This is a genomic window from Halolamina sp. (assembly GCF_036626355.1).
GTDB lineage: Archaea > Halobacteriota > Halobacteria > Halobacteriales > Haloferacaceae > Halolamina.
In genome coordinates, this window is the sequence record NZ_JAZKRY010000057.1 from 1 (window position 1) to 19,441 (window position 19,441).

19 protein-coding genes and 1 tRNA gene are annotated in these 19,441 nt (G+C 66.1%); 6 read left to right on the forward strand and 14 right to left on the reverse strand.

Annotated features, from left to right (window positions below; all coding sequences use genetic code 11):
- The first annotated feature begins 98 nt into the window (after positions 1 to 98).
- Positions 99 to 923, forward strand: coding sequence for a mycofactocin-coupled SDR family oxidoreductase (locus V5A38_RS10015; RefSeq protein WP_332325622.1), 825 nt, complete (start codon positions 99 to 101; stop codon positions 921 to 923).
- A gap of 67 nt (positions 924 to 990) precedes the next feature.
- Here the strand turns inward: V5A38_RS10015 and V5A38_RS10020 are convergent, their stop codons facing one another.
- Positions 991 to 1,296: a hypothetical protein gene (locus V5A38_RS10020; protein ID WP_332325623.1), complete on the reverse strand. Its 306-nt coding sequence runs from the start codon at positions 1,294 to 1,296 to the stop codon at positions 991 to 993.
- Between the two features lie 139 nt (positions 1,297 to 1,435).
- Entirely contained in the window at positions 1,436 to 1,741 is a 306-nt protein-coding gene (locus V5A38_RS10025; protein ID WP_332325624.1) for a putative quinol monooxygenase, read from the reverse strand.
- 107 nt (positions 1,742 to 1,848) lie between these two features.
- Between V5A38_RS10025 and V5A38_RS10030 the strand changes: the two genes are divergently transcribed.
- On the forward strand, positions 1,849 to 2,136 hold the full coding sequence (locus V5A38_RS10030; protein ID WP_332325625.1) for an SDR family NAD(P)-dependent oxidoreductase: 288 nt from the start codon (positions 1,849 to 1,851) through the stop codon (positions 2,134 to 2,136).
- A 2-nt stretch (positions 2,137 to 2,138) separates the two neighbouring features.
- Positions 2,139 to 2,960, forward strand: coding sequence for an SDR family oxidoreductase (locus V5A38_RS10035; RefSeq protein WP_332325626.1), 822 nt, complete (start codon positions 2,139 to 2,141; stop codon positions 2,958 to 2,960).
- A 49-nt stretch (positions 2,961 to 3,009) separates the two neighbouring features.
- Here V5A38_RS10035 and V5A38_RS10040 read toward each other — a convergent pair whose 3' ends face one another.
- The 3 genes from V5A38_RS10040 to V5A38_RS10050 form a co-directional block, all read right to left on the reverse strand.
- Positions 3,010 to 4,923: an FAD-dependent oxidoreductase gene (locus tag V5A38_RS10040; protein ID WP_332325627.1), complete on the reverse strand. Its 1,914-nt coding sequence runs from the start codon at positions 4,921 to 4,923 to the stop codon at positions 3,010 to 3,012.
- 51 nt (positions 4,924 to 4,974) lie between these two features.
- Positions 4,975 to 5,718, reverse strand: a complete 744-nt coding sequence (locus V5A38_RS10045) for a competence/damage-inducible protein A (protein WP_332325628.1) — start codon at positions 5,716 to 5,718, stop codon at positions 4,975 to 4,977.
- A 114-nt stretch (positions 5,719 to 5,832) separates the two neighbouring features.
- A complete protein-coding gene (locus V5A38_RS10050) occupies positions 5,833 to 6,417 on the reverse strand; it encodes an IMP cyclohydrolase (protein ID WP_332325629.1) in 585 nt (194 codons plus the stop codon).
- A gap of 770 nt (positions 6,418 to 7,187) precedes the next feature.
- Here V5A38_RS10050 and V5A38_RS10055 point away from each other — a divergent pair.
- On the forward strand, positions 7,188 to 7,775 hold the full coding sequence (locus V5A38_RS10055; protein WP_332325630.1) for an HNH endonuclease: 588 nt from the start codon (positions 7,188 to 7,190) through the stop codon (positions 7,773 to 7,775).
- Positions 7,776 to 7,884: 109 nt separating this feature from the next.
- A tRNA-Gln gene (locus V5A38_RS10060) sits at positions 7,885 to 7,957 on the forward strand.
- Between the two features lie 51 nt (positions 7,958 to 8,008).
- Here the strand turns inward: V5A38_RS10060 and cgi121 are convergent.
- From cgi121 to V5A38_RS10080, 4 genes are all read right to left on the reverse strand, one after another.
- Positions 8,009 to 8,512: a KEOPS complex subunit Cgi121 gene (gene cgi121 / locus V5A38_RS10065; protein ID WP_332325631.1), complete on the reverse strand. Its 504-nt coding sequence runs from the start codon at positions 8,510 to 8,512 to the stop codon at positions 8,009 to 8,011.
- A gap of 2 nt (positions 8,513 to 8,514) precedes the next feature.
- A complete protein-coding gene (locus V5A38_RS10070; RefSeq protein ID WP_332325632.1) occupies positions 8,515 to 10,920 on the reverse strand; it encodes an ATP-dependent DNA helicase in 2,406 nt (801 codons plus the stop codon).
- Between the two features lie 96 nt (positions 10,921 to 11,016).
- A complete protein-coding gene (locus tag V5A38_RS10075; RefSeq protein WP_332325633.1) occupies positions 11,017 to 12,297 on the reverse strand; it encodes an amidohydrolase in 1,281 nt (426 codons plus the stop codon).
- 269 nt (positions 12,298 to 12,566) lie between these two features.
- On the reverse strand, positions 12,567 to 14,093 hold the full coding sequence (locus V5A38_RS10080; RefSeq protein WP_332325634.1) for a class I adenylate-forming enzyme family protein: 1,527 nt from the start codon (positions 14,091 to 14,093) through the stop codon (positions 12,567 to 12,569).
- A 142-nt stretch (positions 14,094 to 14,235) separates the two neighbouring features.
- On the opposite strand from V5A38_RS10080, the gene V5A38_RS10085 reads away from it, so the two are divergent.
- Entirely contained in the window at positions 14,236 to 15,369 is a 1,134-nt protein-coding gene (locus V5A38_RS10085; RefSeq protein WP_332325635.1) for an acyl-CoA dehydrogenase family protein, read from the forward strand.
- Positions 15,370 to 15,430: 61 nt separating this feature from the next.
- Here the strand turns inward: V5A38_RS10085 and V5A38_RS10090 are convergent, their stop codons facing one another.
- From V5A38_RS10090 to V5A38_RS10110, 5 genes are all read right to left on the reverse strand, one after another.
- Positions 15,431 to 15,703, reverse strand: a complete 273-nt coding sequence (locus tag V5A38_RS10090) for a hypothetical protein (protein WP_332325636.1) — start codon at positions 15,701 to 15,703, stop codon at positions 15,431 to 15,433.
- An 82-nt stretch (positions 15,704 to 15,785) separates the two neighbouring features.
- The gene (locus V5A38_RS10095; RefSeq protein ID WP_332325637.1) at positions 15,786 to 17,186 is read right to left on the reverse strand and encodes an amidohydrolase; all 1,401 of its coding nucleotides are present in this window, start codon (positions 17,184 to 17,186) and stop codon (positions 15,786 to 15,788) included.
- A 144-nt stretch (positions 17,187 to 17,330) separates the two neighbouring features.
- Complete coding sequence (locus V5A38_RS10100) at positions 17,331 to 17,567, reverse strand: hypothetical protein (protein WP_332325638.1); 237 nt, start codon at positions 17,565 to 17,567, stop codon at positions 17,331 to 17,333.
- 52 nt (positions 17,568 to 17,619) lie between these two features.
- Positions 17,620 to 17,907 carry a GYD domain-containing protein gene (locus tag V5A38_RS10105; protein WP_332325639.1) on the reverse strand — a complete coding sequence of 96 codons (288 nt, stop codon included), beginning with the start codon at positions 17,905 to 17,907 and terminating at the stop codon, positions 17,620 to 17,622.
- A 68-nt stretch (positions 17,908 to 17,975) separates the two neighbouring features.
- Positions 17,976 to 19,441, reverse strand: a 1,466-nt coding sequence (locus V5A38_RS10110; RefSeq protein WP_332325640.1) for an ABC transporter ATP-binding protein, incomplete at its 5' end; no start/stop codon positions are given.

Here is a 19,441-nt window from a genome sequence, read left to right on the forward strand (position 1 = left end):
GACATCAGCGAGGCGTACATGTGGCTCTCGAGCGACGCCGCACGCTACGTCACCGGAATCGGACTGCCGGTCGACGCCGGGATGCTCGCGAAATAACCATGCCAGAGTACGACTTCAGCGGCCAGGTGGCGTTCGTCACCGGCGCCGCACACGGCCAGGGGCGTTCGCACGCACAGCACTATGCGAAACACGGTGCCGACGTGGTCGTCACCGACATCAGTCGGGACGTAGACACCGTTCCGTACGGACTCGGATCCAGCGACGAACTGGAGAAGACGGCGAGCCTCGTCGAGGACGAGGGCCAGGAGGCGCTCGCAATCGAGATGGACGTCCGGGACGAGCTGGACGTCGAGCCTGCCGTCGAACGGGCCGTCGACGAGTTCGGTCGCATCGATATCCTCGCCAACAACGCGGGTATCTTCACCGCGGCCGATATGACGGAGATGACCGAGGAGCAGTGGGACGCGATGATCGACACCAACCTGAAAGGGGTCTGGCTCTCTGCCAAGCACGTCGGCCAGCACTTCATCGAGCGCGGTGACGGCGGCAAGATCGTCTCTACCTCCTCGACTGCAGGGCTGGTCGGAAGCCCCTCTGCCGGACACTACGTGGCCGCGAAACACGGCGTCATCGGATTGACGAAGACACTGGCGCTCGAACTCGCAGAGTACGATGTCAACGTCAACGCGGTCTGCCCCACCGTCGTCAACACGCCTATGGTCTCGGGGATGACGGAAGCGTACGGCGAGGAGATGCTCGCCGAGATCGGTGAGCTCTCCGGCCCGTTCAACATCTTCGACCTCGAAGATCCCGGGATGGAGCCACGCGACATCAGCGAGGCGTACATGTGGCTCTCGAGCGACGCCGCCCGCTACGTCACCGGAATCGCCCTCCCGGTCGATGCCGGGTTCTCCTCGAAGTAGCGGGTGGTGGCCGCCGTTTTCTTTTCCCCACGATCGGGCAGCGAGACGGCGACTCGGCTGACCCGTGTCACTCCCAGGGCAACGTCGGGTTCTCCGTGCTCCAGTACGACGCCAGTCCGACTGCCAGTGCAACGCCCGCCACGAAGGCAACAGCGAGCGTACTCGCGTCGACGGCGTCGCGGTACACCCACGCCAGAACCCCGGCGACGGCTGCGTTCACACTCCCCCAGAGCACGTTCACCACCGCGCTCGACTCCGACCCGAACGGCGTCATATGCTCCTCCCCGGTAATGCCCCGGACGAAATGGGGGATCGCGTTCGTGCCGAACAGTCCAACAACAGCAAACATCGCCATTTCCTGAACTGTTGCCATACCTCATCATTAGAAAACAGGTTTAATAACTGTCAGGGGCGGCTGGGAGCCGTTCCAGCCACGAACGACTGTTCAACCACGAGGGTGGATGGGATCCCCAACCAGCACGCAGTTGGATGGCGTTCCCAACCAGAATCGGCTACAGCTCCAGTTCCCTCGCCTCGCTCACCTCGAACTGCATCACCTCCGGTTCGCCTGCCAGCAGGTCGGGAAGTTCCTCCTCGAACGTCTGGTAATGGTCGGTCTCGCTGTGGGCCTCGAACGCCTCGGCATCCTCGTACTGCTCGAAGAACCGAATCGTGTTCTCGTCCTGGACATCGACGGCGGCGCGGTACTCGATCATCCCGTCCTCCGTGTTCGATTCCTCGACGAGCGTTTCGATGTGTGCGAGCGCCTCGTCGCGTTGGGCCGGATCGACCGGGAATACCGCGTGTAGCACGATCATACACTACGTGGTAACGATTGACAGACAAAGTTACTTGGGAGCTATCGAACGAGGCGTGTTCGCCCCACCACAAAGTAGTTCTACCCGTGACACTAACCCACACGACTGTGCCGACATACGATTTCGACGGGCAGGTGGCGTTCGTCACGGGCGCCGGCCGTGGGCAGGGGCGGTCCCACGCGCTGAAATACGCCGAACACGGCGCAGACGTGGTCGTTACCGGGGTAAGCCGCGGTATCGAGACGTCGCAGTACCCGCTCGCCTCGGCGGCCGATCTGGCGACGACGGCACGTCTCGTCGAGGAAGCCGGCGGCCGCGCCCTGTCCGTGCACGCGGACGTCCGGGACGAAGCGGCCGTCGCGGCGGCCGTCGACGCGGGCATGCTCGCAAAATAACGATGGCACAGGAACCAGCACCAGTCGTCCTCATCACCGGCTGTTCCTCAGGCATCGGTCGCGCAACCGCACGCCGGTTCCACAGTGAGGGCTGGCGCGTCTGGGCGACCAGCCGTGACCCAGACGACATCGCCGACCTGGGAGAGGCCGGCTGCCGAACGGCCGCACTGGATGTCACCGAGGAGCAACAGATATCGGCTGTCGTCGATGCGTTGATCGAGCGCGACAACCGTCTCGACTGCCTCGTGAACAACGCCGGCTTCGGACAGGCGGGCGCAATCGAGGAGATCCCCATCGACCGGCTCCGCCAGCAGTTCGAGGTCAACGTGTTCGGGCCCGTCCGACTCGCACAGGCGGTCCTCCCTAATATGCGAGCGACCGGTGGGGGAACGGTCGTGAACGTCTCCAGCCTGCTCGGCCGCGTCACGTTCCCGATGCGCGGGGCGTACGCCGGGTCGAAACACGCGCTCGAAGCCGTCAGCGACGCGCTCAGGGCGGAGGTGGCTGGACAGCCCGTCGACGTCGTGCTCGTCGAACCCGGAGGTGTCCGGACGTCGTTCGTCGACCGCCTGCAGGAGACGCAGGACCGAACTGCTGCCCGACCCGAGTACGACCGTCTCCGGCGCGTCGTCGACACCGCACAGCGTCTCTCCGAACGAACCGGATTGGCGCCTGCACGGGTCGCCGAGGTCATCTACGGCGCTGCGGTTGCCGAGGACCCACAGCGCCGGTATCTCGTCGGCCGGGACGCGCACTTTGCCGTCCTCGCCGACCGCGTGGTCCCGACGGGCCTGATGGAATGGCTGTATCGCAAACTCTCCTGATGTGGTGCTCTGGACGCTCCGGAACCCAGCGAGGAGCCGACGTCCGTGACTACAGCCGGCGGGCGAGCAGCTCCCCGTCGTAGTACGCGCGGTCGAGTTTCCGCGGTGAGACGGCGTCCCCGACCCGGTAGACGCCGTCGCGCTGTTCGTCGAGTTCGAGATAGAGACCCTCGTCGGCCTGTCGGCGGCCGGCGACGACGACGGTGTCCGGGTCGCGGGTTTGGGTATCGCCCGTGAGCGTGTTTCTGAGCGTGACTTTCCCGTCCGCCGCGACGGTGTCGACCGTGTGGTTCCCGGTGAACTCGGCGCCCTGTGCCTGGAGCGCGGCGACGAAGCCCGGGAGGTTCGGCTGTTCGGTCCGGAACCCGGGGTAGTGGTCGCTGCTCACCATCTCCAGGGACACATCGCGTTCGAGCAGTGCGAGGCCGGTCTGGATGGTGATAACCCAGCGGTTCTCGTCGAACAGTAACACCTTCTCGCCGACCGCTGCGCCCTCGAGCACGTCGAACGCGTCGACGACCGCCCCCGCGAACCGCTCGCTGGCCACGGCAGGTCTGGTTGCGCCCGTCGCGACGACGATGGAATCCCAGGACCGCTCGACGCTCTCGGCGGTGACCGCTGACTCCAGTTCGATGTCGACGCCGGCCTCGCGGGCAGCGGCTTCCAGGTCCTCTCTGGCGCGCTCGAACGGTTCGAGCGGCCCCTGCGAGGCCAGTGTGAGCTGCCCGCCCAGCCGGTCACTCGCTTCTCGGAGCGTCACGTCGTGCCCGCGGCTGGCCGCAACTGCGGCGAACCGAAGCCCCGCGGGCCCGCCGCCGACGACGAGGATGCGCTCCGGGAGCGCGGCGGGTTCCAGCTCCGATAGCGGGGGAAGCTCCGCCTCGCGGCCGGTCCGCGGGTTGACGACGCACTCGACGTGGCCGCCGTGGGCGTGCCCGTAGACAGCTTCCAGACATTTCTGGTTACACTGGATACAGCGGTCGGAACGCTCGTCGGTGGCGGCCTTCGAAAGCGTCTCCGCGTCGGCCAGGAGCTGCCGGGTGAAACTCACGAAGTCGGCGCCGGCATCGAACAGCGCCTCGGTGTCGGCCAGGCTGGTGAACGGGAGCCGGCCCATGACAGGGGTGTCGACGGCCTCGGCGGCGGTCCCAATCGGGTCGAGCAGGTCGGGGGCCTGCGTGGAGACGCCGGCGTGGGTCTGGGTGTACGTCGCGTGGCTGCCGACCGTACAGGAGAGATAGTCGAACCCCGAAACGGCGTCGAGGATCTCCGGCACGTCGCCGAACTCGTAGCCGCCGTACTCCAGTTCGGCCAGCGAGAGGTGGAGTCCGACCGGGCCGTCGACGCGGTCCGAGACGGCGTCCAGTGCCTCGTTGACGAACCGAGCCCGGGCGGCCCAGTCGCCGCCGTAGTCGTCGCCCCGTGCGTTGTAGCGTGGCGAGAGGAACTGTCGGAGGACGGCGAACGGCCCGGCGGCCAGCTCGACGCCGTCGAAGCCCGCCCGCTCGAGGTTCGCCGTTGCGGTGGCGAACCCGTCGAGTACGGCCTCGATATCCGACTGGCTCATCGTCTTCGGCATCTCGTAGGCCGCGTCGGACGGCGACGCAGAGGGGGCGAGCTGTGGCTGCATCTCCCAGTCCCCACGGGACTCGGCGCCGGTGTGGGTGAGTTGGCCGATGATTCGGCTATCGTGGTCGTGGACCGCTTCGGCGACGCTCGCCAGCCCCCGAACGGCGTCCTCGTCGTAGGCGTCGATGAATGTCGGCCCGCTCGCTGAGGGGTGGACCAGCATCTGTGCCGGCCCGACGACGAGGCCTGCCCCGCCGGCCGCGCGTGCACGCAGGTGCGCTGCGAGCTCGTCAGTCGGCTGGCCGTCGTCGACGAATCGGGTGCGGACTGGCCGGAACACCCCCCGGTTCGGCACCGAGAGCGACTGGATGTCACCGGGCTCGGAGAGGTCCATGTCAACCGGTAATAAGTTAACTCACTTGAAGATAGCGCCCAGTCCCCGCGGTCATTCGCTCGCTCCGTCGGGCTCGCCGACCGGGGCCGCGAACTCCGGTTGGTCCGAGAGCCACTCGGAGGCCTCGGCGAGGGCCGTCGTGTCCTCGCTCGCGAGGCGAACGCGTTTTCGTTCGTCGATTGGGTAGCAGCCGACGCGCACGCTGAACCGCTCGGCGACTTCGTTGAGCACCCTGTTCAGATGGCTCTCGGCGGTTTCGGTGTAGAGCGACCGTGACGCGATATCGCCGCTGAAATCCTCCGTGACCTCCCCGAAGACGGCCTTCATCTCGTCTGGAATCCCCGGAAGGACGTAGACGTTCCCGCAGACACAGCCCGGCGAAATCCCGACCTCGTTCGGGATGATGCGCGCTCCCGACGGATACTGGCTCGCGGCGTCGATATCGTGTTGGAACTCGGGATACTCCTCGTGGATCTCGGCGACGGCAGCCTCGACGAGTTCCCGAGCCGTGTCGTTGGCCTCCAGGGGCTGGTCGAGTGCTCGTGCCACGCCCCTGACGGTCACGTCGTCGGGGGTCGACCCCAACCCCCCGGTCATCACGACGAAGGTGTGCGCTTGGCCGAGTTCGGAGACGGTCGCCTCGATGGTCGCCGTCTCGTCCGGGATGACGCGAATTTCCCGGACGTCGAGGCCTCGCTCGGTGAGTTGAGTAGCGATCCACGCCGCATTCGTGTTCTCGACGTCACCGGACAGCAGTTCATCACCGACCGTGACGATTCCGACAGTCGTGCTCATTAGTACCATCTATGTTGTCCTGGCGTAAGTGTGTGACTGGGCCCTTGGAGCCCTGTCGTGGAGACGACCCCCGAAGACGAGAAAACAGCGCCTGGACTTCCTGGCGGCGCCGGCTTACTGCTCGTTGTACACCGCTGTCTCCACGCCCTCGGCGTCGACAGTCACGCCCGCCGCACAGACCGGGTGCTCGAAGTCGAGGTCGTAAAGCGCCCGTGCAGCCTCGTTGGGCCCTTCTGGCTCGTTCTCGAAGCTGAACGGCTCGGGACTGTCCTTTTCGTAGGTGGCGACGAGTGTGGGCTCGTCGACCTCGTGGACCAGCAGCGCGTCGCGACGGACCGTCCCAATGAACGCCGACTCGGCGCCGACGACGGCGGCGATCCGGGGCGTGTCGTAGTCGTCCTTCTCGAAGTCGAGCGCCAGTAGCGACGCCGCGAGCGCGTCACGAGCCGGATAGCCGAGCCCGAGTTTCTCGGCGATGGGGTCGACGTGGGAGCCGTTCCCGATGACGGCAGTGTCTGAATCCACTTCCTGGATACAGTTGTAGGACACGTACGGGTTGTCCGTTGGTTCGGCGTCCGCCGTAGGGAGGACGGTGATGGCGCCGTCGCGCTCGACGGTCTTGCGGTTCGGGAACGAACGCGAGGAGACGCGGTAGGCTGCGAGCCCCGGCGCGACGACGAGGAACCGGCCGATGTACATAATTGAATCTGGGGGTGTGGCCGGCAAGTAGGTGGTGGTTCCGGTGCTAAGAACGACCGACCGGTTCCCAGATTCCATCAAAGATTGTATTGTGAGACTGACTTTTGCGTTGACTCTTCTTCATAATCGGTTTTACCTCCCGATTGCAGGCTTCTCGCGCCGAAACGGCAGTTTTTGAAGAGTCATAACCGAAAATCTCTCCGGTAGTACGGCGACGAAACGCACTGCAAACGAATCTGTGTGTTTCCCGTGGGGAGAGTCTCCCCTCGAGGGGTTTCATGTCGTCGACAGTCTTCAAACACCCATCATCGTGAGGAAGAAGCGTCGACAGATCTACCCGCCCACCACGATACAAACTCCAAATCGCAAGACGGAAACCGATTATGAATGTTTTGGGAGCGTCAATACGTTGCTGGAGGCTGATACCTATATACTCGCATATCCTTGAATACCGGCTTTATGGGGGGTTCTCGCGTGGCTTCTCAGGATTCTGCTTCACTCTCATACTCCGCGTTTCGTACACGTACTTTTTTCTCTTGCGGGGAATCGTCCCGATTATGACGTATATACCCTCCCTCGAAACCCGCTCATAATCGGTTTCTGTCTCCTGATTTCACAGGTAGCCTGATCTCGTCGACCAAGAGATTTTGTCGCCCCCGAAAGGTGCGGGGCGACGAACACAGAACTGCGCTCCGTGAGATATCGATACAACCAACAGGACACACATGTGGTGACAGAGAGAGCGCGTTTGCCCGGACGGTGGTGCCGTAATGTCGTACAAGACGAGCGAGGGGGAGTGTCTCGCTGCACTTCGTGAGGCTGCTGCACGACTCGACGGTCCACCGACTAAGGCGGAGTACGAATCCCTCGAGATCACACCGTCATCAGGAACTGTGATTCGGGTCCTCAAAGGGTGGAACAACGCAAAAGAGCGTGCGGGGCTCGAGATCAACCCTTCACGGGGGGCACGGGCAGGAAAACCGCCTGAGGGGGTCTCAGGGGAGATTCGTGATCAGTGGGAGGACCTTAGCGTTGATCAGCGGTGGCATTACCGAAACACGGAGTGGAACAATGAACGGACGCTGCGGCGGCGTGTAAAACACCGCTCGTGGCTCAACGACCTGAAGTCGGACTCGGGCTGTGTGCAGTGTGGCGAGTCAGATCCTGCCTGTCTTGATTTCCACCACACTGACCCGGGCGAGAAGGACGACGCGCTTACGAAGCTCGTGACTGCCGGCTACGGGAAGGACCGACTGCGGGCGGAGTGTGAGAAATGTATTGTTCTCTGTGCGAACTGCCACCGGAAGCGCCATTTCGTGAATCCGCTGGCCAGATTCACCCAGAAGGACGACGCCTAACCGGCCGACTGCGCGGCGCTCGGCGGAGCACTACTCCGAAACACTCAAATCCTTCACTCGCATTCAACTAGTTGAAGCCCATCAGTGCAGGCAGTGGGCGATATGTCAGAGTTCCATAGGGTAGTGGCCAATCCTGAAGCCTTCTGGGGGCTTCGACCCAGGTTCGAATCCTGGTGGAACTACTCCTCTCGACTCCACCTCGCTAGCGGCGCGATCTCACGACATGCCTATCGCTACTTCTCCACGTCCAACAACGCCACCCGCTCCAGGACGACGTCCGCGAGCGTCCCCTCGACGGCAGCCAACTCCGCCTGGGTCACGTCGAAGAACGCTCGGACCGTCGGCTCGTCGTAGGCTCCGAGCATATCTGCCTCCTCGACGTGTTCCCGAAGCGCCGCGATCGCCTCCTCCTCGGCGGTCTCGTCGCCGGCTGCCGAATCGACCAGCACGACGACGCGGTTCTCCCCCTCAGTGACGCCCATCTCCAGCGCACGGTTAATCTGTCGGCGACCGGCGGCGTAGCAGAGTATCTCGACCGCCCGGTCGCGGGCGACGTTCTCGCCACGGGCGATGGCCCGGTCAGCGCGTTCGACCGCCCGCTGGAGGTGGGCTGCTGAGACGACGTAGTCGGCGTCGAACGCCTGCACCGTGGGTCCCGTCTCCTCCGCGATATCGTCGAGGGTGGCAAGAAGCGAGTCGAGGTCCTCCACCGTCAGGTGGCCGTCGAGCAGCCGCATGGTCAGTTGAAGTCCCCCAACGAGGCCTGGCCATCCGTCTCGTCGGCGTCGGCCTCCCGCACGGCCCGGCTGGTTTCGGCGTCGGCGCTGACCCCGTCCATCGAGGGGTCCTCGCGACCGACGTTCTCCAGGACGGTCTCGGCGGTTTTCTTCCCGCGGAGCGCGCTGAGGACGACCGATTTGTCCACCTCGCGCAGATCCGCGCGAGTCTCGATCCCCGCCTCGAAGAGCCGGCGGGCACGCTTGCGCCCGACACCCCGGACGCCCGCGAGGTCCAGAAGCTCCTCCCGGACGCCGTCCTCCACCCGTTTTTTCGCCTCGCGAACGGCGACGACGTTCGAGCGGTCGAGTTCGCCGGCCAGGCGCTCGGCGGCGTTGAGCAGCCACTCGGCGGTGTCGACCTTCCCGCGGATGTCGCCCGGTCCGATGCCGTAGCGCTCGGTCATGCGGTCCTCGTCGACCTCGCTCGCCCAGTCCTCCAGCATTCTGGCGGTTTTGAGCGCGGCCAGCCACTCCTCGAACGCCACGTCGTCGTACTCCGAGGGGGTGCGGCCGAGCAGTTCGGTCTCGCGCTCGAACAGCACCTCCTCGTACTCCTCGCGGTCACCGGACTTCAGATAGAGCTGGTACATGTCCGGCGTGCGGGAGACGAGGTGGTAGAGCCCGAGGGCGGAGATGTCGTCCGCCTCGTCTGTACTCTCGTCGCCGTCGGCAGCACTTTCCTCGTCGCTGTTTCTGTCCGACTCGTCCAGCAGTTCGTTACCGGTGACGAACCCACCAGATTCCTCGGCATCGCCCTCGAGCTGGCTCCGGGAACCGTACTCCCCGCCGCGGCTGGCGCCTTCCTCGGTGCCGCGCAGGCCGTCGATGATCTCGGCGGCGCTCATCGGGTCGAGATAGAGCCGGGAGACGGTGTGGCCGATCTCCGTGGCCGTGATCGAGTCGCCGTCGCGCTCGATGAACCCGTTCACTTCGAGATAGTCGAGCACCGTGTCCGTCACCGACTCCAGCTGGGCGTCGCCGGCGCTCTGGATGGCGTAGAGCGTGTTGTCGAGGAAGTTCAAGAGGTCATCTCGGCCGTTGGCGAAGCCGGAGGCCACCGTCGCGAGCAGATGCGTCCGGAGCGCGGGCTCGGCGGCCAGTTTCGAGCGCACGGGCTCGGGCTCGCCCCAGACGTAGCGCTCGAACAGCTCGTCCATCGTATCGTTGTTCGAGGCCAGTAACACCGCCTCACCGTAGGGATCCAGGCCGGGCCGGCCCGCTCGCCCCATCATCTGGTGGATCTCGAGCGTGTCGAGGGGTTTCATCCCGCCGAACTCCGGGTCGTAGCGGCGCCAGTCCCGGACGATGACTCTGCGTGAGGGGGTGTTGACGCCCGCGGCGAGCGTTGGCGTCGCAGCGATGACCTTGATGAGCCGGTCGCGGAAGGCGTCCTCGACGAGATTTCTGTGTGCGCTCGCCAGGCCAGCATGGTGGAATGCGGCGCCCTGCTGGACTGCGTCCGCCAGGTCGTCGCTGGTCGCCGTATCGGAGACGTCCCGGAGCGCCGTCGCGAGCTCCCGGAGTTCGCCGCGCTCATCGTCTCTCAGGTGGGATTTCGTCACCTCGCCGAGCCGCGAGGCCGCGGATTCGGCGTTTCGCCGTGAGTTGACGAAGACGAGGCTCGAGCCGCCCTCCTCCAGGGTGTCGTCGACGAGCGCGGGCGTCTGCTTCCCGCCGCTATCGACTGGGACCTCCCGCTGTGAGCCGTCGGCGAAGTTGATGGCGTTGCCGTAGTGGACGCCCGTCTTCAGTTCGATCGGGCGCCAGGTCGAGTCGACCAGTTCGGCGTCGAGCCAGTCGGCGATCTCGGGCGCATTCCCCACCGTCGCCGAGAGCGCGACCGTCTGGAGGTTCGGGTTGATGCGCCGGAGTTTGGCGAGCGTCACTTCGAGCGTCGGCCCGCGGTTCCGGTCGTCGACGAGGTGGACCTCGTCGCTCACGATACAGGAGAGGTCGTCGACCCACGGCGCGCCGTTCCGGACGAGCGAGTCGACCTTCTCGCTGGTCGCGACGACGATGTCCCGCGAGCCGAGCCACTCGCCGTCCGATTCGTAGTTGCCCGTCGAGACGCCGACCGTGACGCCGTACTCCGCCCAGCGCTCGAACTCGGCTTTCTTCTCGCTGGCGAGCGCGCGCAGGGGGACGATGTAGAGCGCGGTCCCACCACGCTGGACTGCAGAGAGCATCGCGAGTTCGGCGATGAGCGTCTTCCCCGAGGCGGTCGGCACGGCGGCGACGACGTTCTCGCCGTCGGTGACGCCCCGTTGGACCGCCTCTTCCTGTGGCGGGTAGAGCTCCTCGATCCCCTCTCCCTCGAGGTGCTCCGGGACGCCGGCAGGGAGTCCCGACAGCTCCGTCGGCTTCATTGGGAGTAGCTTGGCCGCTCTCGGATTTAAACTGCGGGTGTTGAGGCGACCGCGATGGCGAATCAGCGGCGGTGGGGCAGCCTGCGCCCGGCCACCTCAGGGCTGGCGCCGTTCGGTTTCGAGCACCGCCTCGGTGAGCACGTCGACGCCGATTCCGAGGCTCTCTTCGTCGACGTCGAACGTCTCCGTGTGGTGTCCCCCCGGGGAGTCGCTGCCGATACCGAGGTAGCAGGCGAGGCCGCCGGTCTCCTGCACTTCGCGCATGAGGAACGTGGCGTCCTCGCTGCCGTCAGGGCTATCGAAGTACTGGATATCGCCCACTCGCCCCGAGACGGTCGCCACGTCGTCGATGACCTGGGTCAGCGCCTCGTCGGAGGGCGCCGTCGGAAGGCTCCCGCCCCACCGGAGGTCGACCTCACAGCCGTGCAGCGCCGCGGAACTCTCGATTACTCGGGTGGCCCACTCCCGCATGTGGTCGTGGAGCTCCATCGACGCCCCCCGGACCTCGAAGTTCAGAGTTGCTTCTTCGGGGACGACGTTCGACGCCGACCCGCCACTGGCCGGGCCGACACCGACGCGGGTCGCCCCGTCGTGGTGTCTCGGAATCGCGTAGAGCTGCTGGATCGCCGTCGACATCGCCAGCAGCGCGTTCCGACCCGCTTCGGGCTTGCCGCCGGCGTGGGCCGCGACGCCGGTGAAATCCGCCCGTGCGCCCGAGACCGCCAGGAACTCCGAGATGCCGGGGACGACCGTCCCCGTGGGCTCGTCGAGGCCAACGTGGACCGCGTACAGGTAGTCCACGTCGTCGAGATGCCCGCCATTGGCCATCGGCTCGCCGCCGGCGCCCTTCTCCTCCCCCGGTTGGAAGAACACCTTCAGCGTCCCCGTGAACGCGGACTCCTTGATCGCGGCGAGGGTTCCGACCCCGAACGTCGCGTGTGCGTCGTGGCCGCAGGCGTGCATCATCCCCTCGACCGCCGAGCGGAACCCCTCCGCTGCGGGGAGATGGTCGGCAGCCGTGCTCTCTTCGCGCTCGAGCCCGTCGATGTCGGTCCGCAGCCCGATGGTCGGGCCGTCGCCCATTCGGAGGACGGCCACCGCGCCGGTGTAGCCCTCGCCCATCTGCTCGATGATGTCGGGGTCGGCACCGGCCGCCCGTGCTCGCGAGCGCCAGGTGTCGAGCTCCTCGGCGTCGGGAACCGACGTGCGCTCGCCCTCGAACCCGGCGTAGCTCTCCTCGCCGAGATAGAGGTCGTCGACGCCGATGCGCTGTAGCTCCTGGACGATGCGTGCAGTCGTGTAGAACTCACACCACGCGGGCTCCGGATGTCTGTGGAGGTCCCTGCGTAGCGTGAGAAGTTGCTCTGTCGTGCTCATAGGTTGTGGGTCGGAAACGCCTGCTGTCGGCCACCGGGGTGTCCCGTTTCCGGAACTCCGCCGCCCCGGACGGCGGCGACTCGTGGCCATCCCGCTGAACCTGCCCGGATCTGCTGTGGCTCAGATGCTGTCGCCATTCACGGCTTGTGCTCTCCGTCCGTGCTTGAATATACCGGTCGAATACTCCTTGTGGGGGTTCTGCTGACCTCGAAGGGCCGTGAGACACCAGCGTCTCACGTCACGGAGAGGGACGCCCCTGTCCTCAGCGTTCAGAGCCGCGTCGCAAGCGACGCACGGTCGACTTTCCCGCTACTGTTGCGCGGGAACTCGTCGACGAACGCCACCTCCCTGGGGTGTTTGAACGCCGCGAGTTCGCTGAGGACGTGGTCTTTAACGACCTGCTCGCTGAGCCCGGCGTCGCCGTCTCGCAGGACGAACGCCACCGGCTTCTCGCCCTTCCGTTCGTCGGGTTTGCCGACGACGACGGCATCGCGAACCCCCGAGAGCTCCTCGATTGTCGCCTCGATTTCCCGGGGAGACACGTTCTCACCCGCCGTGACGATGGTGGTGTCGACGCGGTCGAGGATGGAGACGAACCCCTCGTCCAGCCGCGCGTAATCCCCGGTGTGGAACCACTCACCTGCCCACTCTCCGTCGTGGGCGAGGTAGCCGGTCATCATCGCCTCGCCCCGAACGAGCAGTTCGCCTGGCTCTCCCGGTGGACACTCCTCGCCGGTCCCCCTGTCGACGATTTTCGCCTCGAACAGGCGGCCACCGAGGCCGCCGACGGTCGGGAGCCGCCGTTCGCTGTGACGGTTCTCCCAGAGCCCGCCGGCGAACGTCTCGGTCATTCCCCAGCCGTTGAGCACCGGACAGCCGAGGAGCTCCTCGGACCGGCGGATGAGCGATGCCGTCACGTCGGCGCCGCCGATGACGGCCGTGTGCATCGACGCGGTGTCGACATCTTGGGTCTCCGGGCCGCTGAGCCAGTCCCGATACATCGTCGGCACGCCCGAGAAGAGGGCCACGTCGTGCTCGGCAATCGCTGTACGGATACGTTCGGGCTCCCAGGACTCCTCCAGCAGGAGTTCGCCGCCCACCTTCAGCGTTGGCCCGAGAATCGTCCCCAGTCCAGTACAGTGATACAGCGGCATGGCGGCGAGGAACACGTCCCCCGGCCGCACCTCGTAGGAGACGGCCGCCGCGTCGCTGATTGCGATGAGATTCGCGTGGGTGTGAACCGCCCCTTTCGGCACACCCGTCGAACCGCTCGTGTGGAGGACAACAGCCTCGCGTTCTCCCATCGTCTCCGGAATCGTGTACGACGCGTCCGCGGCTGCGAGCGCCGCGGACCACTGGTTCGTCGCCTCGTCGACGCCGTCCCCGCCTCCGTCGTCGTTCCCCTCCTCGTCGTCATCCTCACCGAAGACGGCCAGTTCCTTCGTCTCAGCAGCGGCCGCGAGAACGGGTCCGGCGGCGTCGCTGACGACTGCCGCCGCCGGGTCGACCTGGTCCAGTAGCGCCCCGACTTCCCGCCGCCCGAACCGGGTATCCATGGGGACGACCACAGCCTGTCTCGCGAGGCTGCCCAACGTCGCCGTCACGAACTGGTACGTGTTGGGGAGCATGACCAACACCGCGTCACCCGGCTCGACCCCGGCTGTCGTGAGTACGTTCGCCGCCGCGCGAACGTCGTCGAGCAGTTCGGCGTACGTCCACCGCTTTTCGCCCTCCCGGACGGCGACCTGGTCGGGGAATGCACGCTCGGTCGCCTCCACGAAATCAAGGTAGTTCATCTGTGTGACCGCGTCTCACGCGACTGTGGGAAACAACGTGTGAACGGAGCGAAAAGCGTTCTGGTCACGGAAATCCGGAGACGCCTCGGAGCCGACACTGGCCGGCGGAAGCTATAACCTACGTGTATGGCAATGGGCGCGCATGCACCTGACGGACGAACAGCGACTCATCCAGCGCCACGTCCGGGAGTTCGCTCAGGCGGAGATCGAACCGGTCGCCGTCGAGCACGAGCAGGCGGGGCGCTACCCCCGCGACCTGATCGAGATGGCGGCCGAGGCGGATCTGCTTGCGCCCCGTCTCGACGAATCCGTCGGCGGGGCCGGGCTGGGGGTCGTCTCGTCACTGCTGCTCAACGAGGAGTTCCATCGCGCCGACCCCGGTATCGGTGAGTCGGTGACCGCCGTGACGTTCGGCTGTGAGCCGATCATCGAGTACGGCACCCCGGACCTGGTCGAGGAGTGGGTCCGCCCCGCCTGCCGTGGGGAGGTGGTTTCGAGCGTGGCAATGACCGAACCGGGGGCCGGCTCCGACTTCGCGGCGATCGAGACCTCGGCGGAGCGAGACGGCGACGAGTACGTCCTGAACGGCGACAAGGTGTTCATCAGCAACGGGAGCGTCGCGGACGTGAGTCTCGTCTACGCCCGGACGAGTTCTCCTGAGGAGCCACATCGGGGGCTCTCGTCGTTCGTCGTCCCGGCGGACGCCGATGGGGTCGAGCAGACGCCGATGGAGGGGTATATGGGTCCCGGGGCGACCGATATCGGGCAGGTGTACCTCTCGGACGTGCGCGTCCCGGTCGAGAATCGGCTCGGCGATGAGGGCGACGGCTTCTACCAGGCGATGACGTTCCTCGACGAGGCGCGGCTCGACGTCGCGGCCGCGTGCGTCGGCGCTGCACGCGGCGCGCTGGACCTCGTGGGCGAGTACGTCACGGAGCGCGAGGCGTTCGGCGGCCCCATCGCGGAGAAACAGGCGGTTCGACACCGAATCGCGGACCTGGAAACTCGTCTCGGTGGAGCCCGCTCACTCGTCTACGAGGTGGCCCGCGACCTCGAGCGGGAGGGCGAGGTCGACGCGGCGCGCTCCGCGCAGGCGAAACTCCTTGCAACGACGCTGCTGGAGGACGTGGCGAGCGAGGCTGTCCAGCTCCACGGCGGCTACGGCCTCTTCGACGAGTACCGCGTCGAGACGTTCTTCCGGTTCTCCAAGGTCCCGCAGATCTACGAGGGGACCAACGAGATCATGCGGACGGTCGTCGCCGACGGGATGCTGTGAGGAGTTCGCGGCCCTGCTGTTTGGCGAACCGTCGCGAAACCGGGGCGCCCCGCTCGGCAGGTTATTTCAGATAGACCCCGTCCTCGGTGATCTTCTCGACCTGGCCGGGCATCACCGCGAGCTTCCCGTCACCGGAGGAGACGAGCCCCATCGAGAGCTTGCTGAAGTCCGCGTCCTCGTCCCGGTCGACGGTGTAGGCGTTGTTCGAAACGCCGGTGACGACGCCGACGATCATCGTCTCCGGGGAGAGCACCGGCTTGCCGACGTGGTCCTCGCTGACCTCGATATCCGGCAGCTCCACGTCCGCGTCCTGGCTGGGCGAATCGTCAGGCATACTCGTGTTCTGGTGGTGGACGCGAAAAAGCGTCTCGTCTCGGCGCGCACGGGAGCAGTCTCGCCGTCGGCGCTGCCCCGTCTCAGCGGTCGACCAGTTCGTACGGGTCGGCGTCGTCGGGCAGGGGCGACTCGTACTCGGTGTCGCCCGTGCGCTCCTCGAACTCCGCGTTCGCCGCCGCGAGCAGGTCCTCGTCGGTCAGCAGGTCGTAGAGCGAGCCGGCGATGGTTTTGGCAGCGAACTCCATCCCCGCGGTACCCAGCTCCTTCCCCGCGGCGACGGCCTGCCAGGAGTGTGCCGGCGTTCCGGCGGGCCACGTCGCCGCGCTGAACCGTCCCAGCGGCACGTTCCAGGAGACGTCACCGGAGTCCGTCGAGTACGAGCCCGTCTGGCCCTCGTCGGGTGCATCGATGGGTTTCGTGAACATCGCCGACTCCGCGGCCTCCTCCTGGTGCTCCGACGGGACCCGGGCGTAGGAGGGGTCGTCGAGCGTCGCCTTCAGTTCGGTGGCGAACTGCTCCTGCTCGTCGGTGAGGGGGAACTCCGCCTCGGCCATGTTCTCGCGGATTGCGTCGCCGAGTGCGTGGTTCGGAAGCACGCCGTACATGCCGGAGGTTTTGGTGGCGTCCAGCTCCGTGCCGGACATCAGCGCCGCACCCTCCGCGGCGTCGGTCACCCGCTCGGAGATGCGCTCGACCTCGTCACGGCTGGGTGCGCGGACCAGACATTCCATCTCGGCCTCACCGGGGACGACGTTGGCGGCCTGGCCACCGTCGGTGACGACGTAGTGGATTCGAGCCGACTCGGGGACGTGTTCGCGCAGGTACTCGATTCCAGTGCTGAGCAGCTGGACGCCGTCGAGCGCGCTCCGACCTGACTCCGGGGAGGCGGCGGCGTGGGCCGTCTCGCCCGTGAATGCAAAAGAGAAAGAGTCGACTGCGAGACAGGAGCCCTTCCCCGGGGCGTTGTTCCAGCCCGGGTGCCACGAGACGAGCGCATCCACGTCGTCGAAGGCGCCCTCGCGGACCATGTACACTTTCCCGCCGCCGGCCTCCTCCGCTGGCGTGCCGAAGTAGACGACCGTTCCGTCGACGTCACCGCGCTCGATGGCCCGCTTGGTAGCGACAGCGCCGCCGAGGCTCGCGACGCCGAACAGGTTGTGACCGCAGCCGTGGCCTGCCGCGCCCTCCTCGACCGGTTCGCGCTCGGCTGTGGCCGCCTGGCTCATCCCCGGCAGCGCGTCGAACTCGCCCATGGTTCCGACGACGGGGTCGTCGTCACCGTAGCGCGCGACGAACGCAGTGTCGAGTCCGGCGACCCCGGTCTCCACCTCGAACCCTTCCTCACGGAGCGCGTCCTGCAGTTTCTCGGCTGAGTCGTACTCCTGGAACGCGAGCTCCGGGTTCGCCCAGATCGACTGGGAGAGATCGGTCAGCCAGCCCCGTTCGGTCTCCACGATGTCGAACAGCTCTGATTTGTTCACAGGAGGGGGTGCTACGCCGGGAGAATAAGCGTTCCTCCACCGGGGAACGCGGCCTGGAGTCCCAGCGGCCGCCGGGGGGCCGAGCGCAACCAGTTCATGGCTGACACCCGTGGCTGCGCTCCGGCCCAGCGGGGATCTGACCAGTTACTCCTCGTCGCCAAGTTCGATGCGGATGTAGTCGTTCGTGACCTCGACCACCTGTTCGGGCAGTATCGAGAGCGTGTCCGTCTCCGGGGCGGCCGCTGCCTCCATCCGGGACTCGACGCCGGTTTTCGGCTCCAGCCGTCCTTCGCCGTCCTCGATGCCGGCGAGACGCCCGAGTCGCTCGCCGCGTGCGTCGACAACGGCCATTCCCTCGTGTTCCGGTGTGAAATGACGCATACAAACAGCTAACTCCGCTGTAGGGAAAAGGCTACTCGCAACTCCCACTTCGTTAGATATCGTCGACGAGCCCGCCCAGCTCCTCGACGGGGATGATCTCCATCGTCTGGGTGTCGAGTCCGTAGCGCTCGATGGAGACGGAGGTTTGGAACGCGCCGTCACGGCCCTCGGCCTCGAAGACGATGAGGTAGTCGTGCTTGCCCAGAATCGCGTAGGCGTCGAGGAGTTCGCCGCCGAGCGCTTCGATATCGCCCGTCAGATCGCTCCAGATGGTTGCGAGGTCCTGGATGTTCTGGACCGTTTCGTCAGTGACGTCGACCAAGGCCATATACGTGCCCATACCTCCACTGTTTCAGGTTCCAAGCAAAGGCTTTCCGGCCAGCACATCGCTGGACCTGATTCGACTGGCTAGCCGGGGTCGGCTTCGAGGCTCCGCTGGAGGAACGAGTCGGGGAGCGCCTCCATCTCACCGACCTGCACGTGCCAGAGGTTGGCGTAGAGCCCGTCGACATCGATGAGCGCCGAGTGATCGCCACGCTCGACGATCTCGCCGTCGTCCATCACGAGGATGGTATCGGCGTCCCGCACCGTCGAGAGCCGGTGGGCGATGGCGAACACCGTTCGGTCCTCTGTCAGCGCGTCGAGACTCTCCTGGATCACCGCCTCCGTCTCGTTGTCGACGTGGCTGGTCGCCTCGTCGAGTACGAGTACGTCCGGATCACGCAACAGCGTGCGCGCGAGTGCGATTCGCTGGCGCTGGCCGCCCGAGAGCTTCACGCCGCGTTCGCCGACCATCGTGTCGTAGCCGTCCTCCAGGTCGGTGACGAACTCGTGGGCCCCCGCGGTTCGGGCAGCCTCCCGCATCTCGTCGTCCTCGACCTCCGGGATGCCGTAGGCGATGTTCTCGGCGACGGTGCCGTAGAACAGATACGGCTCCTGGCTCACGTAGCCCACAGCCTCCCGGAGGCTCGTGAGGTCGAGTTCCCGGATATCGTGTCCGTCGAGACGAACCGTTCCGCTGTCCGGGTCGTAGAACCGCAGCAGCAGCTTCATCGTCGTCGATTTCCCGGCCCCCGTCGGCCCGACGAGGCCGACGTAGTCGCCGGGGTCGGCTTCGAAGGAGATGGACTCGAGCACCTGCTCGGCCGGCTCACCCGACTCGTCCTTGTAGGCGAAGCTCAGGTCGTCGAACTCGACGTGGCCCGTCACCGATGCGAGTTTCGTGCCGCCCGGGGCCTGCGTCACCCGTGGTTCGTCGTCGAGCAGGCCAACGATGCGCTCGGCTGCGGCCTCGGCGTACTGATAGCCGTTGATGATCTGGCCCATCTGGCGCATCGGATAGACGAAGCGCCGCGAGTAGTTCAGGAAGAGCACGAGCGTCCCGGCGGTCAGCGTCTCCCCGCCCGCCGCGAAGAAGGGGTGGGGCGGGCTGCCGGTGACGACCCACCACCCGCCGACAAGGAACACCGAGACGTAGGCCGCGGCCGTCGTCGCCTGCAGGCTGGGGAAGAACTTCACCCGGGTGGTGATGGCGTCCCACTGCGCGTCGAGATAGTTCTGCGAGGAGTCCTCGACCCGGTCGGTCTCGAAGTGCTCGGTGCTGAACGCCTTCACCGTCTCGATACCGCCGATGTTGTTCTCCAGCCGGCTGTTGAGCTGCCCGACGGTGCTGCGGACCTCCTGGTACTTCGGGTGGATGGTCTCGACGAACCAGTAGCTCAGATAGCCGAGCGCCGGGATGGCGGCCACGGGGATGAGCGCGAGCCGCCAGTTCAGCAGCAACATCACGAGGCCCATCCCCCCGACGCGGACGACGATGGTGATGAGGCTTTTCAGGTTGTTCGTCAGGAACCCCTCGAGCTGGTTGACGTCGT

Coding starts and splice junctions, on each gene's coding strand:
- V5A38_RS10070 (WP_332325632.1), bottom strand. CDS start 10,920: ATGAAGCCGACGGAGCTGTCGGGACTCCCTGCCGGCGTCCCGGAGCAC.
- V5A38_RS10045 (WP_332325628.1), bottom strand. CDS start 5,718: ATGAGCACGACTGTCGGAATCGTCACGGTCGGTGATGAACTGCTGTCC.
- V5A38_RS10085 (WP_332325635.1), top strand. CDS start 14,236: ATGCACCTGACGGACGAACAGCGACTCATCCAGCGCCACGTCCGGGAG.
- V5A38_RS10035 (WP_332325626.1), top strand. CDS start 2,139: ATGGCACAGGAACCAGCACCAGTCGTCCTCATCACCGGCTGTTCCTCA.
- V5A38_RS10040 (WP_332325627.1), bottom strand. CDS start 4,923: ATGGACCTCTCCGAGCCCGGTGACATCCAGTCGCTCTCGGTGCCGAAC.
- V5A38_RS10090 (WP_332325636.1), bottom strand. CDS start 15,703: ATGCCTGACGATTCGCCCAGCCAGGACGCGGACGTGGAGCTGCCGGAT.
- V5A38_RS10080 (WP_332325634.1), bottom strand. CDS start 14,093: ATGAACTACCTTGATTTCGTGGAGGCGACCGAGCGTGCATTCCCCGAC.
- V5A38_RS10055 (WP_332325630.1), top strand. CDS start 7,188: ATGTCGTACAAGACGAGCGAGGGGGAGTGTCTCGCTGCACTTCGTGAG.
- V5A38_RS10050 (WP_332325629.1), bottom strand. CDS start 6,417: ATGTACATCGGCCGGTTCCTCGTCGTCGCGCCGGGGCTCGCAGCCTAC.
- V5A38_RS10020 (WP_332325623.1), bottom strand. CDS start 1,296: ATGGCAACAGTTCAGGAAATGGCGATGTTTGCTGTTGTTGGACTGTTC.
- V5A38_RS10075 (WP_332325633.1), bottom strand. CDS start 12,297: ATGAGCACGACAGAGCAACTTCTCACGCTACGCAGGGACCTCCACAGA.
- V5A38_RS10025 (WP_332325624.1), bottom strand. CDS start 1,741: ATGATCGTGCTACACGCGGTATTCCCGGTCGATCCGGCCCAACGCGAC.
- V5A38_RS10015 (WP_332325622.1), top strand. CDS start 99: ATGCCAGAGTACGACTTCAGCGGCCAGGTGGCGTTCGTCACCGGCGCC.
- V5A38_RS10105 (WP_332325639.1), bottom strand. CDS start 17,907: ATGGGCACGTATATGGCCTTGGTCGACGTCACTGACGAAACGGTCCAG.
- V5A38_RS10100 (WP_332325638.1), bottom strand. CDS start 17,567: ATGCGTCATTTCACACCGGAACACGAGGGAATGGCCGTTGTCGACGCA.
- cgi121 (WP_332325631.1), bottom strand. CDS start 8,512: ATGCGGCTGCTCGACGGCCACCTGACGGTGGAGGACCTCGACTCGCTT.